Here is a 16,905-nt window from a genome sequence, read left to right as displayed (position 1 = left end):
GCCACGTCGCGCTACTCGTTCGAGTACTGGGCTCGAACGACGTCGTGCAACCGCTCCATCACGTGACCCTTGCGATCGATCGTCATGTCGAAATACGCTGCGCTGTCGGTCGATCGGCACAGTTGATGGATCCGACTCTTGGCCTGTTCCTTGAGCTCGACCGCCTGTGCCGCGAGCTCGACCAGCGTCGCACCGAACCCGGGGTGTCCGAGGGTGAAGGTCTTCAGTCGCTCGCCGACCATGTCGGCGCCGAGCTCGGAGAGTGAGGGTTCGGCACCGAGCAATTCGAGGCACACCCGGTTGGTCAGCCCATCGAAGTCCTCGTGGGTGTTGGCGCCGCCGAACTCGGGCACGAAATCGGTGAGGTCGTTGAAGATCTGGCTTGCCAGGCCCAACTCCCGCATGGCGTCGTCGAGCACGGCCAGTTCCTCCTCCGGCACCTGTAGCGCGGTCGCGGCCGCGTTGAGCGGCATCCGGAACAGGGTCGAGGTCTTCAACGTCGCGACCGACTCCCAGAACTTCACCCGATCGCTCACGTGTGCCGCGACGATCTCGCGTCGGACCTCGGCCAGCCGGGTGGACATGTCTATCGACTGACCGATGAAGCCGTTCTCGACGGCCTGCACGAGGTAGCCGACGACGGCAGGGGTTTGCGCGTGTCGCAGCGCCGCCAGCACCATCCAGGCTCCGGTGTTGAGGGCGAGCGGCACCCCATGGGTGGTATGCAACGCGGGCTCGCCGTAGCGCACCGCACTGCCGTCCTCGATATCGTCGAGGACGACTGCGGCCTTCAAGAGAATTCGAACCGCCACCGCTACTCGGCGGATGACCGCCAGATCAGCGGCCGCCTCGCCGGAACCCGCGAAACCCCGGTAGTTGCGGAAGACCCAGTACACGATCGATGGCCGAAAGCCGGCGCCGCCTGCCGGGCGCAGGGCCTCCTGCCCCACCTTCGACCCCAGTGCGTCGGTGATCGGGTCGTGAAATGCCTGCCGCAGCGCGGTATCCAGTTCCCGCGGCCCGTAGGCAGCGCCTGCCACCTTCGATGCCGAGACCGTCAATTCAGCGAGAAATACCCGCAGATCGGTCTCCAGCAGTTCCGAGTCGCCGCGCACGAAGTCGCCTACCTGCGCGCCATTGCCGACGGCTGTCATCTTTGACCTCCTTATCGTCCGGACCGGCCCGGAGGCGGTCCGGCTCCGGCCTCAGTCCAGCTGTGGAGGCCGTGCACCATGGAGGAGTTTATGGACGACGCAAACTGGACGGTTTCCCAATTGCGGGGAGGGTTTTGTCCGCTTGGCCCGATCAGCAATGCGGCTCGGTCAGCGCGCCATAGTGCGTAAACGCAGCGTTCGCGGAGCGAGCACAAACCTGGGTGCGGCTACGGTTCGCGTGTCGGCGACCGCTTCGAAGCGCCAGCGCGCGGCGAGAGTGGCCAGGGCAAGAATTGTTTCGGCCAAGGCGAAGCTCTCACCGATGCATTTGCGGGCACCGACGCCGAACGGGACGAGCGCGCCGCGGGCGGGCCGCCCGTCGTGTCGGTCGGGGTCGAAACGCCCTGGCTCGGAGTGCAAGTCGCCGCGGTGATGGATGAGATAGGGGCTGCAGACGACTGTGGCGCCCGCCGGGATGCGGTGCCCGGCCAGCTCGGTGGCGGCCGTCGTGACACGCGTGAGAAACCACAGCGGCGGGTATAGGCGCAGCGTCTCCATAACGACCCGGCCGGTGAACTCGAGTGCGGGCAGATCGGCCAGCGTGGCAGTGCGGCCCGACAGCACCGCATCGGCCTCCTGATGCACGCGGTCCGCGACGTCCGGATAATCGGTCAACAGGTGCAATGCCCAAGCCAGGGCAACCGCGGTGGTGTCGACCGAAGCCGCGAAGAACGTCACGACCTGGTCGGCCAGCTCCGCCGCCGACAGCCCGACACCGTGCTCGTCGCGCGCTGCCATGAGAACCGACAGGATGGCGCCGCGGTCGGCGACCCGCCCCTCGTCGACGATCTCCTCGCCGAGGCCGCGCAGGCGCGTCACGGCCTCGTCATAGCGGCGTTTGCCCGGCGTAGGAATCCGGTCCAGCAGTGGCGGGAGGAGAACACGCCGATACACCCCAGACATGAAGGTGTCCAGATCGCTGGTCACCTGGGCGAGGCGGTCGGCAGGCATTTCGGTGGCAAACATCGTCGCGCAGCTGATCCGCGTGGTGATCGCGTACATGGCCGCGAGCGCATCGACAATCCCACCGTCTTTCCAGGGCTCGGTCACCGCCGCGACCTGTTCGGCCATCACCTCCGCGTAGCCGGGCAGCAGGTCCCGCCCGAAGGCCGGCTGCACCAGCCGCCGCTGCCTGCGGTGGTCGGCGTGACTGCACGTGACCAGGCCGTTGCCCGCGATCTCCCTGGCCCGCTCGGCGAGCACGCCGCCTTTGTCATACATCCGGTCGTCGACAAGGACCTGTCTGGTCAACTCGGGATCGCAGACAACGAACACCTGCCACCGCCCCAACCCGATCGGGACGATGTCGCCGTAGGCGGGCAGTTCGGCCAGCGCTCGCAGTGGATCGGTCACCAAGCGGACGGTACTGCCGAACAGCCGCAATCGCCCCGGCGCGGACGTGGTCTCGGTGGTCACCGGACCGACAGTAGACGGGCGCGGGCTACTACCCAGTGTCGAGAACTCGGTTCGGACAGCGACGCGACCTACCCCTTCGACCAGCATCGACATCGCATGGCGTGCCATTGACTACGGCCGAGCCCGAGGCAATCATGAACCATGGGAAACGACCAGGTGTACAGCAGTCGAACTACCGAACACCTTGCGGTGCAGGTCAATTGATACGGATAGCCGATGCTCGACGAGTCCGACATAGAACAGGCGCGCGTGTTCTATGACCTGCTCACCCAGGAGGCCACAAACCTGACCAGCACCATCGAAAGGTTGACGACTCGACGCGGAGTTCTCCGATCGACCGCGCAGGCACAGCTGTTCGGTAGAGAGTTGGATGAGGTTCGCCGCTGCTTGGACCAACTCCGAGCCAGATTCCCGGAGGTCGGCAATCCGGTCGACTGAACCGCAGGGCCACCGAGCCGGGCTACCCGACCGGCTCGGTGTTACCGCTGCACCATGTGATCAGTATCGATTGTCGCGCTGCGGCCACTGACCGCCCTGACGCTGGGCGACTCGCCCGCGCGGACGGCGACGTTCGTCAGGATCATCATCCCAATCATCCTGTTCTCGACGACTTTTCGGATCCCAGTTCATTGCCGTGGCCACCACGACCAGCAGCACAGCGACCAGCAACACAACGAGAACGACTACGAAGAGTCCCCCGTCAAACACAGATTCCCGCTTCCTTCGATCCGACAATTGCCTACCCGGCACCGTTGCGCGGATGGCGCACTCGCACAGATCTTTTCACGGCCGACGGCACGGTCCTCACCCGCGCTGAGAAGTATGCCCTGGGCGCGGGAGCGGATATCGGTTATTGCTGCACGAGCAACCCGAGTTCCTCGGTGAGGATCTTGACCGTGTCGCGAATCTGGTCCTCGGTATGGCAGGCGGTGACGAAGAACCGCAGTCGTGCAAGGTCTTCCGGGACGGCGGGATAGATGATCGGGTTGACGTTGATGCCACGGGCCAGCAAAGCATTGGACAGTTTCAGCGTCCTGAGCGAGTCACCGACGATGCACGGTATGACCGGGGTGTCGTTGCTGTCACCGGTGTTGATGCCCGCGTCACGGGCCAGCCGCAGGAAAAGTCGTGAGTTATGCCGCAGGCGTTCGAGTGGCTCGCGGTCGGCCCGCAGCTGTCGCATCGCCGCCAGCGAGGCGGCCGCGTTCATCGGTGTCATACCGACGCTGTAGACGAATCCGGGTGTCGTGTACTTCAGGAAGCGGATCAGCTCCGCGGTGCCTGCCACGTAGCCACCACATCCGGCGAGTGCCTTCGACATGGTGCCGGACCACAATTCGACGTCACGCCGATCGACATCGAAGTATTCGCCGATCCCGCCACCGTGCGCGCCGAGCACACCGATGCTGTGCGCCTCATCGATCATCAACAACGCCTTGTGCTTTTTCTTGATCTCGATGATCGCGGGCAGATCGGGGATGTCGCCGTCCTGGCTGTAGATACCCTCGATGAGGATAAGGACGCGACGATACTGGTGACGGATGTCATTCAGCAGCGCATCGAGTGCCGCGTGGTCGTTGTGCGGGAACGGCCGCCGGGTCGCGCCCGAGAGTTTGCAGCCCTGCATGATGCTGTCGTGCGCGAGGCTGTCGTGGATCACGAGATCTTCCGGCCCGACGATATGGCCGATAATCGTGACGTTCGTGGAGTGACCGCCGACGAGTGCGATCGCATCCTCGGTGCCGAGCAGCGTGGCGAGTTCGGCCTCCAGCTCGCGGTGCACCGGCTTCTCACCGGAGAGCACCCGGCTGGCCGAGACCGAACTGCCGTAGCGGGCGACCGCGTCCTGAACGGCCTCGACGACCGCAGGATGGCCGGACATGCCCAGATAGTTGTAGCTGGAGAAGTTGACCACCTGCGCGCCGCCGATGATCGAGGTGTCCCTGGTGACGCCATCGTTGATCAGGAAGTACGGATTGGACAGGCCGAGCGCCTCGGCGCCGGAAAGCCGATCGGCGATGGCCTTCACCTCGGCGAACTCGGCGATCAGGCATTCCGGCTGCACAGCGGTGGATCGAGGTTCGGGTGCGATACCGGGACCGGCGGTGGCGATGGTCGGCGCGGATACGGCGGCATGGACAGCAGGCGCTGCGCCGTCAGGGGAAGACCGACCAGCGAACTGATCCGTGGCGTAGCTAACGACGTCACCCATGGTCGTCGCCGCCGTGAACCAGGTCGGGTCGATGGTGAGTCCAGGAAGTTTGCGGACGAGCCCGGCGAACAGGTCGGTCAGCATGAGGGAGTCGAATCCGAGTCCGTCACTGAGGGTTTGGGTTTCACGGAGCCGGTCGACAGGGAATCCGCTGACCCTGGCAAGTTCTGCACGCACGATTCCCGCGACGGCGTCCGGGGCACGGGCGGCAGACGCGGAACTGGACCGTTCGGCGACAGCCTGCGGCGCGCGCGCTTCGGCGGGTGCCGTGACCATGCGTGCCAATACGGCGTTCTGCTCACGGAAGAGTGCGATCAGTTGGTCCATCGTAGTGTCCTCGCGTTGTGCGAACGATGCTGGGAGAGTGTGCAGTTCGGCATGATTCGCGGTTGCGTAGGTCGACGACCCCAGCGCGTCCGCGGCCGTCGCGCTGAAGGCGGGCGGCTCGACCCAGAACCGGTGCTCGGTCGAGAATTCGTACACCGGCAGGCGACGGCGGATGCGCTGTGCCGGTTCGTAGAGTTCGTCCCAGGCGGGGTCCGCACCATCGCGATACAGCGCAGCGATCACCTCCGCGAGTTCGCTGCCGGTCGCGCCGGGACCCGGACTCGGCGCCAGGCAGCGCGCAATCATGTCGGGCCGGAGTCGACCGACGAGCGGGACCAGGACACAACGCGGACCGATCTCGATGACATGGGTGGGCTCGGTGCCCAGTGCGGCCTCGACAGCCGCGCCGAAAAATACAGTGGCACGGACATGTTCGGTCCAGTATGCGGCATCCATCGGTTCGTCCGCGTCGAGCAGACGGCCTCGCACGGTCGAGTAGACCGGGAGCCCGGGTGCGCGGAAAGTGCACGCGCGCGCGATGGCTTCGAATTCGGCCAGCATCGGATCCATCAGCGGGCTGTGGAACGCGTGGGACACCGTAAGCGTTTTCGTGGTCACCGCACGCGCGTCCAGTGTTGCCCTGATGCGCGTGATCGCGTCCGCGGCGCCGGAAATCACCACCTCCTCGCGACCGTTGACAGCGGCGAGCGCGACCATCGGTTCGGCGGCGAGCGCATCCGCGATGTGCGCCGGGGCAGTTCGCGCGGCGAGCATCATGCCGCCCGGCGGCAACTGCTGCGTCAGTCGGCCGCGCGCGACGACGAGACGGCACGCGTCCTCGAGGCCGACCACCCCCGCCACTGCCGCGGCCGCGAACTCGCCGACGCTGTGACCGATCACCCACGCGGGCCGGAGGCCCGCATCGGCGAGCGACTTGGCCAGTGCGTATTCCATCGCGAAGATCGCGGGCTGCGCGAGTTCGGTGTGGTCGATGTCGGCACGCTCATCGAGCAGCAGATCCCGCACCGAGCGGCCGAGGTGAGCGGCCATGGCGTCGTCGACCAGTGCCAGGGCACGCCGGAACGAGGGGCTCGCCGCATACAGGGCCCCGGCCATTCCGGCGAACTGCGATCCTTGTCCGGTGAACATCCAGCCGGCCGCGATCGGGTGCGCGACACCGGATTCCGCACCCGACCGCAGGCAGGCAATGGCCTGGTCGCGGTCGTTCCCGACGATCGCGAGCCGGCTGCGGCCGGACGATTTGACCTGGTTGCTCGTCCAGCAGAACTGCGCGAACCGGTCATCCGGAACCGACCCCAACGTTTCGGCCAGCCGAAGGGCGTTGCGCCGCAGGCCCTCCTCGTTGTCCGACGACAGCGTCAGCACCGCACTCCCCGAAGCCGCCGCTGCGGTCCGGCCGGGCACGCCGCCACCTGGCAGCGGCGCGATCGTGGGCGCGGTCGCCAGCACCATGTGCGCGTTCGTGCCGCCGATGCCGAAACTGCTGACGCCGCCGTATGCAGACCCGTCCAGCGACATCGGCTCGGCAAGCAGGCGCAGACCGTGCTCGGCCATCCGCAGCCGCGGGTTCTCCTGGTCGGCGAACCGCGACGGCGGAACAACACCGTGGTGCAGGCTGAGCGCGACCTTGATGAGGCCCGCAACCCCGGCAGCACCCTCGGTGTGGCCGAGATTGCCTTTGATGGAACCGATCCCGCAGGGCCGCCGCCGGCCGTTGGCATGCAGCTTGCCGAGTGCCTTGACCTCGATCATGTCGCCGAGCACCGTTCCAGTGCCGTGCGCCTCGATGAAGTCCACGTCCTCGGATCGGACTCCGGCCCGCTCATACGCCTCGCCGATCACCTGCTGCTGCGCCCACCGGTTCGGGGCGGTGATGCCGTTGCTTCGCCCGTCGGAGTTGACCGCACTGCCTTTGATCACCGCATAGATCGGCAGGCCCGCAGCCTGCGCGTCCGAGAGGCGACGCAGCACCAGCACTGCGACACCCTCACCGCGCACGATCCCGTCGGCGTTGCCGCTGAACGGTTTACACCGGGCATCCGGGGCGGAGAGACCGGCCTGGGTGTAGAACACTCCGACGGCCGGGGTCAACACGAGGTTCACCCCACCCGCGACCGCCTGGTCACATTCGCCGGAAGCCAAAGCGGCGCAGGCGAGATGGACCGCGACCAGGGAGGACGAGCAGGCCGTGTCGACCGCGATGCTCGGACCCTTCAAATCGAACTGGTAGGACAGCCGGTTGGCGGTCATGAAGTATCCGTTGCCCGATCCGTGCTGCGGGGTGATCGCGCTGTAGTCGCTCATCTGCAGGTTGGCCCATTCATTGGCCATGACGCCCACGAAAACCCCTGTTCGCGAACCGGACTGGGCGCGCGGATCGAGTGTGGCATCCTCGAATGCGCGCCAGGTGGCCTGCAGCAGCAACCGCTGTTGCGGATCCATCGCCTCGGCCTCACGCGGTGTGATGCTGAAGAAATCGTGGTCGAACGCATCCGCGTCGTCGATGAATCCGCCACTACGGGTGTTGATCGTGCCGGGCGCTCCGGCCGGGTCGTGGAAGGCCTCGGCGTTCCAGCGACTGGGCGGGACCTCCGAAATCACCTCACGCCCATCGATCAGCAACTGCCAGAAAGCAGCTGGATCGGCTGCTTGCGGGAACCGGCAGTCGAGACCGACGATGGCGATATCGTTCATGCGGCGACGGTGAACTCGGCAGCGAGGTAGGCGGCGATTTCGGCGATGGTGGGGTAATCGAAGACCAGGGTCGGGTCGATGTCCAATGACCACCGGTCCTCGATCTCGCCGCACAGGGTCACGGCCGATACGGAGTCCATGCCGAGCTCAGCGAGCGGGACTGTCGGATCCACCTGGTGCGGTTCGCGTTCGGTGTAGTCGGCAATGCGCTCCACGAGCCAACCCTGAATCGTCGACGGGTGGGTGACGTTTGTGCTGAACATATTTCGGCTCCTCGGCGGGGCAGGTCGATCAGACGGTCAGTGCTCGGCTCAGCGCCGGTTCGAGGTCTTCGTGCAAGACACCTCCGACGCCGTCCTCCAGAAACGCGGCGCGCATCGAGCTGCGCTGGACCTTGCCGCTGGTGGTGTGGTGCACCGATCGGGCCTCTACGAGAACGACACTCGGTGCAGGCACATCGAATCCGCGAGCGACCGCGATTTTGATCGCCGCAGTCAGCTCGGCGAGCGTGGTGTCACCCAGCAGGCCCTTCTTGACGCCCTGCACCACGACCAGTCGTTCCCGTCCGCCCGCATCGACGGATACCGCGACCCCGGCGGTGAGGGCCGGGTGTAGCTCGCTGACCAGTTCCTCGATGTCCTGGGGATACAGGTTGCGGCCGTTGACGATCAGCAGATCCTTGAGGCGGCCCGCGACGAACAACTCGCCGTCACGCAGCAGGCCGAGATCACCGGTGCGCAGGAACGGCCCCTCGCTGCCGATGTGGGCATCGAAGGTCTCACGGGTCTGCTGCGGTCGGTTCCAGTACCCGGCGGCGACGCTGTCGCCGCGAATCCAGATCTCGCCGACGCTGCCGTCCGGCACCTGCTGATGAGTACTCGGGTCGACGATGCGGATGTCGAGACCGCGAGCCGCACTCCCGCACCCGACGAGCCTGCCGTCATTTCCGTGGTCCATGACTACGGGAGCCGCGTTGACCTCGTGTCTGGCGCTGGCGAGCAGCGTCACCTCGGCCAGGCCATAGGCAGGCAGAAATACTGTCGACCGCCAGCCCACGGGCCCGAACCGCTCCAGCACCGCCGCCATGGTTCGTTCGCGGACCGGCTCGGCGCCACACAGCGCGACCTCGAGCGTGGACAGATCGAGATCGGCCAACTGCTCGTCGGTCACTCTTCGAGCGATGAGTTCGTAGGCAAAGTTCGGCGCGCTGGTAAACGTTGCGCGGTACTTGTCGATGGCCTGCAGCCAGCGCACCGGGCGCTTGAGGAAGGTCGTCGGCGACATGAACACCAGGTTCGCTCCGGCATACATCGTGCCGAGCAGCATGCCGATCAGTCCCATGTCATGGAACTGCGGGATCCAGCTGACTCCGGTCGCGGCATCATTGAGCCCCCCGTTCGCGGTGATCGCGGCCTCGTTGTGCATGAGGTTGCCGTGGGTAACGACGACGCCCTTCGGGGTACCCGTCGACCCTGAGGTGTACTGCAGGAAAGCGATGGTTGCCGAGTCGATATCGGGCATCCGCCATGCGTCGGGATCGCCGAGCGGTTCGTTGGTCGCCACGACGGTCGCGGTCGTCGCGGTCGCCGCGACCATCGGCTGGAAGTTGGCGGTCGTCAGGACCAAGCGCGCACCGGAATCCGCGATCACGCTCGCCACTCGTTGGGTACTGCGCTCGTCGTGCGGCACGGGCGCGGGCACCGCAACAACGCCGGCATACAGGCAGCCGAGGAAGGCTCTGAGGAACTCCATTCCATCCAGATAGAGCAGCACGACAGGCTCCGCCGATTCCGGGCGGCCGGCCAGCCAGGCGGCCACAGCCCTGGCATCGCGATCGAGTTCACGATAGGTGACGATCTCCTCGGTGAGTTCGCGTCCGGACTCACGAAGATAGGTGTACGACCGGGTCTCCCCGTATTTCACAACTTGCTGCCTGACGTGGTGAACGTAACTTGGCTGCATTCCGTAGGTCCTTCGTGATGGAGATCGTCATAGGGGACGACTATTACTATCCGCTCTCCACGCGCCTGGAGATAGAGACCACAGGTATCGCCCAGCTAACCCCGGGGGTGAGCCCAAATCCACCCTGGGTGGGCAGACGGGCACCGATTCCGCGCGCCGATGCGAAGTCCGCTATGTCGGCAGAACCCGCTTCGAGCACACCTCGGGTAAATCAGAGGTTCTTCCCTGCCAGGTCCAGGGATACCCGGCCGATGAGCCAGGAGGTCGACGACCGCGAGCGCGACTACGCTTCGTAGGCGGCCACGCCCGACTCGACACCTCAGGTATCCGCGAGTAGCAGCCCCGCGGCTCATCGACTCAGAGAATCCGGTTAGCGGCTCCTCGGCACTACATCAATGTTCTTGTCCGCGCCAAACTTGGCGACGCTCGTCATCAATCGCCGCTCGATGGCACCCGCGCCAGGCCCGCCGACGGCGTCCTTCACCAAGAACTCGAGCGCGACATCAGCGAACACGAAGTGGAAATCCGCAGGCGCGACCACCACGGCAGGTAGCCACTCGAACACCTCGGCACAGGTGCCTCGCCCACGAGCGCCGTCATTGCCTCGGGCCCTGAGCGCATTTCGCGCTGTGCGCGGTCCGGGTGCCCGACGCTTGCAGTTTGCGTCCCACTTCGCCGAGCACGACGACCGTTGCCACGAGGACCAGGGCGAAGGAGAAACCGGCGAGCGGTGAATCCTGGAAGGTGTTGCCGCCGAAGTAGCCGAGCAGAGCACCCGTCGCACCCCAGAGCACAGCTCCGATGATGTCGAATGCTGCGAAGGTTCGTGGTGGGACGCCGACCGCGCCCGCGGTCAGCGTCATGATCGACCGCATGCCGGGCAGGAACCGGCCGATCACGATGAAGACCGGTCCGCGCCGTTCCAGCACGCTCGCGATCCAGCCAACCGCTCTGTACCGCTTGGTTCCCACCGGAATCTTGCGCAGCAGCGGGCGTCCCGCGTGCCTCCCGATCCGATAGCTCACCTGGTCGCCGACCGCCGCACCCGCCGACGCGGCGAGGACGAGTAGTCCGAGATTCGGACGACCGGTCGCCGCGATACCTCCAGCGGCAAGCAGCACGACTTCGCTGGGGAATATCGGAAGGACTCCGTCCAGCGCGGCGACGGCGAAAACAACGAGATAGACCGAAGGCGAGCTCATTACCTCGCGCGCCAGATCCAGCAGCTGAGCACTCATGCCAGAATGATACTCATATCATTTGTTACTAGTATCATAATGGGAGTGGGTGGGGACACTCCCCCACCAGCACCGAGAGGATCCACCGTGACCGAGAACCTGTCCCCGTTCGACGGCCGCGCGGCATACACGCCTTTCGAGGAGTACGCCGAGCGGTACCGCGAGTTCTTCGTGATGACCCGCCGCGATGGGATCATCGAGCTGAGGATGCACACCGACGGCGGACCGTTCCGGCACAGCTGGCGCGGCCACAACGCCTGGCATCGGGTGTGGACCGAGGTCGGCAACGACCCGGAGAACGAGGTCGTCATCATCACCGGAACCGGCGATTGGTGGCATACCGGCGATCCGTCGCAGCTGTGGCACACGCCCTTTCCCGACTGGACAATAGACAGTCAGCTGAAGATGTACGACGACATGGTGTTGCTGCTGCAGAACCTCTTGTTCGCCATCGGCGTACCGACAATCGCCGCCGTCAACGGACCGGGAACCCATTGCGAATTCGCGACAGCCTGCGATATCACACTCTGTGTCGAGGACGCCGATTTCTTCGACCCGCACTTCCTCGCCGGTGGCGTCCCCGGCGACGGCATGGCATTGACCCTGCAGCGCACCATCGGCGTCAAGCGCGCGTCCTACTACATGTACACCGGTGAGCCGATAAGCGGCCGCACCGCAATGGAATTGGGCCTGGTCAACGAGATCCTCCCTCGGGATCGACTACTGCCGAGGGCGTGGCAGATCGCCGAAATGATGATGGCGCGACCGCGTAGCTCCCGCCGGCTGACGCACGCGATCGCCACCCACCCATGGAAGCGCGCCCTCGTCGAAGATCTGGGGTTCCACGCCGCACACCAGCTCTGGGGTATGACAATGGGCGAAGCAGGTGACCTCGATAAACTGCGCACAATGAACAGCCGGTTCGGTACCTCGTGACGTCACCAGATCGTTCGACCTCAACAACAGGGTCGCACCGCGAACGAAAGAAGGCGCTGGTACAGGCCACGTTGCAACGCGAAGCACTACGACTGTTCCGCGAACAGGGCTACACCGCGACCACCATCGACCAGATCGCCGCCGCCGCAGGCGTGTCACGCGTGACCTTCTTCCGCTACTTCCCGACCAAGGCCGATGTGGTGCTGCACGACGTCGCCGACCTCGCGGTGCTCGCCGCACTCCCGGAAAACCTCGAAGGCATCAATCCCGTTCGGGCACTTCGCGACACAGTGCGGTCACTGACCGAATCGGCAACACCCGCCGACAGGGCCGTGAGCGCGGAACGCGAACACCTCCTGCGCACTGTCCCCGAACTCCGCGCTCGCGTCCCCGAGCAAATGGCCGCCGCGATCCCGCTGCTCGCAGGCGAACTGGCCGAACGCCTCGGCAGGCCCGCCCCCGACCTGCCGACCACCACCCTCGCCGGCGCCATCATCGGCGTCGCGATCGCAGCATGGACCGCAGCGGCCGACGACCTGTCGGAAGGGTTCATGCAGCGCCACCGACAATTACTCGACGACTGCCTCGCCCTGCTGGAGAACGGGATGGCGAGCCCGGACTAACTACCCGGAAGTCCGGGACTGCCGGGGATCCGGAAGCCTGCCTCGAACCGCGGACCTGGCGGAAGACCACGCAGGCCCCGCCGGTCCACGCCACCGACGGCGGTATCAGCTCGTCCCACATCCCATGCCACCAGAAGAGGGACTGTCCGGAATCTGTTGACCGAGACTTTGCTCCTCGAGCACCTGCATGACCTCGGGAATGGATTCCAACGTCTTGCCCGGCTAGTCGCCGATGAGTCGGTACATTCCGGTCAGCGCAATGGTGTAGCAGCGGCGCTGCACATCCTGCAGAATGCTTTGCCCCTTCACGGTCAGCATCTTCTTTGCGTCGAATACCTCAGGGCATTCACGCGACAGACCCGCGAGACCGAGCCACATGGGGAAGTTGCTGATTCCGGTGAGTCCGGGTTGCTGCATGGTCGCGTAGCGCGCCTGCAATTGCGGATTTCCCGGTGTACCGCCGGTAGCTGTACCCAACAGCCGCACATCGGGAGCGTAGGTTTGCGCAGTTCGGTCGCCCGGATCGGACCGGAACCGCCGCCGGAGTAGCCGTACAGCGCGATTCCCGAATCGGCAATCCCCGGCGCCGATCGTTTTTCATGGCGCGAAGACTGTCGAGCACCCTCTTACCTTCGTCGAAAGAAGGTGTTGAACGTGCCATCGAAATCCGGGACGTTCAGCGCAAAGCCCTGCATCAGCCTATATTGCGCAAGCAGACTTTCTTTCATGGCGCCCGCTGACAGCGTGAACGACGGATTGCACGACGAGTCGGTCGAGTCGATCGCTTCCTGACTCCGGGCGGGGGCTACCGAGCCGCGGGATGCCCGGAGTTATCACCGAGGGGACGGTCGCGATGGGGGCGACCCCGGCGGACACCGGAAGGCATAGCACCACCAAGGGCGCCGCGACCCACTCGAACCTACGCCGAACCCCGAACATATAGCCCTCACCTCGACGCGTGATCCAGCCATCCGACCACCGGACTGCTGACAAATAGACCGCCCGACCGAGCTACGACGCCATCCGCATTCCGACAGCTTCCGCCGCGATCCAGTTGTGCACATCGCCAACCGACAGCGCAGCGCCGCCCGTGCTGTCCACGCCTTCGCCGCCGGTTCCCCCGCGTATCGGTGCCGCCGAAGGACGCGGCAGCGACGTGACGTGTCCCTGCCGACCGCGCCCTGAGTACGCGGCCACCGAACCGAACCGATGCCGTACCGATTCACCGCGAATTCCATTTCGGAACAGGAGTTTCCCCCCGTTTCCGAACAGCAGTTTCCGCGACATCAACCATCGGAAGGACAATTGCAACCAATAATCGACCGTTTCGATACCCATTCGTTATAAAAGGAGGGCGGTAACCGAAACTAGTACTGCGCTACATTCGTATTTCGCGAGGTAGCGCCCTTGTTATCTGCCATTTCATACTCGAAGTCGGCAATGCTCACAGTTTGCCCCCAGTCTGGACCAAATATCACACAACTGTTTGCGGCGACGCCGTAGAGTACGAATCCTCGGTCGCCAAACCCTTTCGAGCGATCACACGCAGAGTGTGACCGTTCGGGCAATCCGCCGAATTCGGGCGCGTGCTTTCCATCGCTCCCATTCGGTAGAATTGCGGACAGCCTCGAATGCCCAGCGTCGGCGCGCATTACCAAAGGCTGCGCCAAACCACAATGCCGACGCGCCACGAACTGGACGTTAACCGAGCCGTCCGGAATGAGGAAGCAGCGATGGTCGTTATGACACCGAGCACACCCGTTCGGCTAGACGCGACACCTCGGCCGTCAGACAACGGCCTGCCGATCGATTCGCGACACCGGCTCGGCGAGCTGCTCGCCGAGATCGCCGCAGGCGATCGGGCCGCGTTCACCGAGTTTTATCACGCAACCAGCCATCGGGTCTTCGGGCTCGCGGTACACATCGTGCGCAGCCGCACGATAGCGGAGGACATCACCCAGGAGGTCTACCTACAGGCCTGGACCACCGCCGATCGCTACGACCGCACTCGATCCGCCCCGCTGACCTGGCTGATGATGCTCACTCATCGGCGCGCGGTCGACCTGGTGCGAGCCGAGCATGCCATCGCTGCCCGGGAGAACAACTACGGCAAAACCGAAACGCGGCGCGGTCACGATGTCGTCGCCGAACAGGTCGACGATCATTTCGACCACCAATCCATCCGAGACAATCTAGCGAGATTGAATGCGCGCGAACGCGAATCGATCGCCTTGGCCTACTACGGTGACCATACTTACCGCGAAGTCGCCGACCTCCTGGGAATCCCATTACCGACGGTCAAGAGCCGCATTCGCGTCGGACTGAAGCAGATGGAGGTATGGCTGAGCAACGAATGACAGGGAGGTGCTGCGCTAGGTCCGGTGGCGCGAGGAATCCAACTTGACCTTCCCGCCTTCCACCAAAGCTCTGAGCGCGGCAGCCTTACGGTCGCAGATGTCGACGCCACAATTGCGGTGCCGCTGCATTTCGTCATGCGCCTCCGCGATCGTGAACGGTTGCGGTGGAGCCTCATGGGTCCAGGCTGCAGGCCAAATATCATGCCGAACAACCTTTTTCGTCGGCGTTCGATTCACGGCCGCAGTGCGCCTTCGTATTCCGGCCCCAGTGACCCCCGGCGGATGGTGCAGAGTCCGTAGATGAATCGCGCTGATGGCGACTGTCACCACCAGAACCATCAAGACGACAAGTATGAAGAAAATACGTGAGTCGAGCATGGGACATCAACTTTCCTGCGCACGTGACGACAGGTTGTTTCGCACCGCACCGCCGTCGAGGGCGATTGATCGGCACTTCACTGTCGACCCCTTCGAGTCTCCTCTTGCCGACCACCACACATTTCCCAGTACAGGGAAGAATCGTCCGGCCGGCGACCACCTTCGAGCAGGCCACAGCCCAGAGCCCATCGACTCTCCCCTGGCAGCATCCGGACATGTACGGGCGCAAGAGCACAGTCCCGATCGGCTGACGCGAAGGCGGTCGATCCGTCAGCTGGTGAATCTGAAGCTATGCCAAGTCTCACCGAGATACTTGCTGCTATGTGAGTTCAAATAGTCGGAGTTTCCCCGGCAATCCGGTTCGGAGTAGAGCGTGACAGTGGCAGTTGTCTGATTGTCTACCGACCCATTGCCAATAACTATGTTATAGGTCTGATATTCGTCAGGATTCTCGATCCGCTCGGGGTATCCGTCGTCATTGTTGAAGGTGAAGGTTCCCGTAGCCATAGCCTGCTCCATTCTTGTCGCGACTGCAAAAACAGCCCTGAACTGCGATTTTCGGCCGAAGCCTACGCTCGAGATCTCAGCACGCCGCATATCGTCGACCCTCGAATCAAAAAGCATCGATGCCACAATCAAGATCATTTACCGATACAGAGCTTTACGCTGCATAGCAAATCGGCAGGGACCCAACAGGTTTCACTGTGCAGAATTCGCCGAGCCGCTGCGGACGTCGGCGCACGCCGAACGCTCGAATGACGCATCCGTGACTATCCCCAAGCCTGAGAACTCAGGTGACCAGGTATTTCGGCCGAGCACCGAGGTCCGACCGACCGGTCAACCGGGCCACGCACCCGGGCCGATCAACCCAGGATCAGGCCCACTACCGCCTTGGGAGCGGCAAGCCACTCACGGATATTGTTGCGCACCAGAGTTATCCGCCTACACTCGCAATACGCGGTTACTCCGTCGGCATCGATTCCTTCCGCACGGCACAACGCGACAGCCCGCGGCACATGTCGATACTGAGTAACGATGATCGCGCGCTCGACATCGAACAAACGTTCTGCTCGCGCACAGGTCTCCCGCGTCGACAGCCCCTCCCCGTCGGAGCGTACGAGCGCCGGATCGACACCGTGGTCGAGGAGGTACCTCGTCATCGAAGCAATTTCGTCCCCCGAGGCACCCGCCGCATCGCCGGACACCAGGATCTCGCGGGCTTTCCCGACCCGCACCAACTCGATCGCGACATCGAGCCGCCCGCGCAGGTACGCCATCGGCGCACCATCGGGCCCCACCTTCGCCCCCGGCACGATAACCACTGGAACCGTTGGCGCCTCCGCAGGCTCGAACCGGTGCCCGGACGACATCACCGACAGCCGCACGTTCGCCCCGACCACGACCAGTACCACCCCCGCCGCCAGCGCAACGCCGAACTCGAGACCCCTGCGCACCGGCCGTCGCACCGCCCCACCCCCGGACCTCCCGCCCCGCGCCGCCCGACCATCCACCACGGCAACCTCTTTC

Annotated in this window: 13 protein-coding genes; 4 read left to right on the top strand and 9 right to left on the bottom strand. The window is 64.6% G+C overall.

All coding sequences use genetic code 11. From position 1 onward, the window contains the following. Positions 1-11: 11 nt before the first annotated feature. Both AB0M74_RS07660 and AB0M74_RS07655 read right to left on the bottom strand, forming a co-directional pair. Positions 12-1,154 carry a polyprenyl synthetase family protein gene (locus AB0M74_RS07660; RefSeq protein ID WP_364902934.1) on the bottom strand — a complete coding sequence of 381 codons (1,143 nt, stop codon included), beginning with the start codon at positions 1,152-1,154 and terminating at the stop codon, positions 12-14. Between the two features lie 168 nt (positions 1,155-1,322). Continuing rightward, positions 1,323-2,630, bottom strand: a complete 1,308-nt coding sequence (locus AB0M74_RS07655) for a cytochrome P450 (protein WP_364902931.1) — start codon at positions 2,628-2,630, stop codon at positions 1,323-1,325. A 216-nt stretch (positions 2,631-2,846) separates the two neighbouring features. Between AB0M74_RS07655 and AB0M74_RS07650 the strand changes: the two genes are divergently transcribed. Continuing rightward, the gene (locus AB0M74_RS07650) at positions 2,847-3,068 is read left to right on the top strand and encodes a hypothetical protein (RefSeq protein ID WP_364902928.1); all 222 of its coding nucleotides are present in this window, start codon (positions 2,847-2,849) and stop codon (positions 3,066-3,068) included. A gap of 412 nt (positions 3,069-3,480) precedes the next feature. On the opposite strand, the gene AB0M74_RS07645 is transcribed toward AB0M74_RS07650, so the two are convergent. The 5 genes from AB0M74_RS07645 to AB0M74_RS07625 form a co-directional block, all read right to left on the bottom strand. Then, entirely contained in the window at positions 3,481-7,884 is a 4,404-nt protein-coding gene (locus AB0M74_RS07645) for an aminotransferase class I/II-fold pyridoxal phosphate-dependent enzyme (RefSeq protein ID WP_364902925.1), read from the bottom strand. Beyond that, complete coding sequence (locus tag AB0M74_RS07640; protein ID WP_364902922.1) at positions 7,881-8,147, bottom strand: acyl carrier protein; 267 nt, start codon at positions 8,145-8,147, stop codon at positions 7,881-7,883. Before AB0M74_RS07640 ends, AB0M74_RS07645 begins: the two co-directional genes overlap by 4 nt. A gap of 28 nt (positions 8,148-8,175) precedes the next feature. Further along, a complete protein-coding gene (locus tag AB0M74_RS07635; RefSeq protein ID WP_364902919.1) occupies positions 8,176-9,807 on the bottom strand; it encodes a fatty acyl-AMP ligase in 1,632 nt (543 codons plus the stop codon). A gap of 409 nt (positions 9,808-10,216) precedes the next feature. Further along, on the bottom strand, positions 10,217-10,411 hold the full coding sequence (locus tag AB0M74_RS07630) for a hypothetical protein (protein ID WP_364902917.1): 195 nt from the start codon (positions 10,409-10,411) through the stop codon (positions 10,217-10,219). Between the two features lie 31 nt (positions 10,412-10,442). Continuing rightward, positions 10,443-11,084, bottom strand: coding sequence for a DedA family protein (locus AB0M74_RS07625; protein ID WP_364902915.1), 642 nt, complete (start codon positions 11,082-11,084; stop codon positions 10,443-10,445). 87 nt (positions 11,085-11,171) lie between these two features. On the opposite strand from AB0M74_RS07625, the gene AB0M74_RS07620 reads away from it, so the two are divergent. Next, on the top strand, positions 11,172-12,020 hold the full coding sequence (locus AB0M74_RS07620; RefSeq protein WP_364902912.1) for an enoyl-CoA hydratase/isomerase family protein: 849 nt from the start codon (positions 11,172-11,174) through the stop codon (positions 12,018-12,020). Next, positions 12,017-12,643 (top strand): TetR family transcriptional regulator, encoded by a 627-nt coding sequence (locus AB0M74_RS07615; protein ID WP_364902910.1) that lies wholly within the window; start codon positions 12,017-12,019, stop codon positions 12,641-12,643. The genes AB0M74_RS07620 and AB0M74_RS07615 overlap by 4 nt, the downstream gene beginning before the upstream one ends. A gap of 222 nt (positions 12,644-12,865) precedes the next feature. On the opposite strand, the gene AB0M74_RS07610 is transcribed toward AB0M74_RS07615, so the two are convergent. Continuing rightward, a complete protein-coding gene (locus AB0M74_RS07610; protein ID WP_364902907.1) occupies positions 12,866-13,129 on the bottom strand; it encodes a hypothetical protein in 264 nt (87 codons plus the stop codon). Positions 13,130-14,376: 1,247 nt separating this feature from the next. On the opposite strand from AB0M74_RS07610, the gene AB0M74_RS07605 reads away from it, so the two are divergent. Next, a complete protein-coding gene (locus AB0M74_RS07605; RefSeq protein ID WP_364902904.1) occupies positions 14,377-15,000 on the top strand; it encodes a sigma-70 family RNA polymerase sigma factor in 624 nt (207 codons plus the stop codon). A gap of 1,241 nt (positions 15,001-16,241) precedes the next feature. On the opposite strand, the gene AB0M74_RS07600 is transcribed toward AB0M74_RS07605, so the two are convergent. After that, positions 16,242-16,832, bottom strand: a complete 591-nt coding sequence (locus AB0M74_RS07600) for an ElyC/SanA/YdcF family protein (protein WP_364902902.1) — start codon at positions 16,830-16,832, stop codon at positions 16,242-16,244. Positions 16,833-16,905 lie beyond the last annotated feature (73 nt).

Source organism: Nocardia sp. NPDC051463 (assembly GCF_040681975.1).
Taxonomy (GTDB): Bacteria; Actinomycetota; Actinomycetes; order Mycobacteriales; family Mycobacteriaceae; genus Nocardia.
Note: the sequence above shows the minus strand (reverse complement) of the source record. Positions and strands in the feature narration are given on the sequence as shown.

Excerpts from the sequence above, each read along its gene's own strand:
- AB0M74_RS07645 (WP_364902925.1), bottom strand. The coding sequence starts at position 7,884 with ATGAACGATATCGCCATCGTCGGTCTCGACTGCCGGTTCCCGCAAGCA.
- AB0M74_RS07605 (WP_364902904.1), top strand. The coding sequence starts at position 14,377 with ATGGTCGTTATGACACCGAGCACACCCGTTCGGCTAGACGCGACACCT.
- AB0M74_RS07660 (WP_364902934.1), bottom strand. The coding sequence starts at position 1,154 with ATGACAGCCGTCGGCAATGGCGCGCAGGTAGGCGACTTCGTGCGCGGC.
- AB0M74_RS07650 (WP_364902928.1), top strand. The coding sequence starts at position 2,847 with ATGCTCGACGAGTCCGACATAGAACAGGCGCGCGTGTTCTATGACCTG.
- AB0M74_RS07640 (WP_364902922.1), bottom strand. The coding sequence starts at position 8,147 with ATGTTCAGCACAAACGTCACCCACCCGTCGACGATTCAGGGTTGGCTC.
- AB0M74_RS07625 (WP_364902915.1), bottom strand. The coding sequence starts at position 11,084 with ATGAGTGCTCAGCTGCTGGATCTGGCGCGCGAGGTAATGAGCTCGCCT.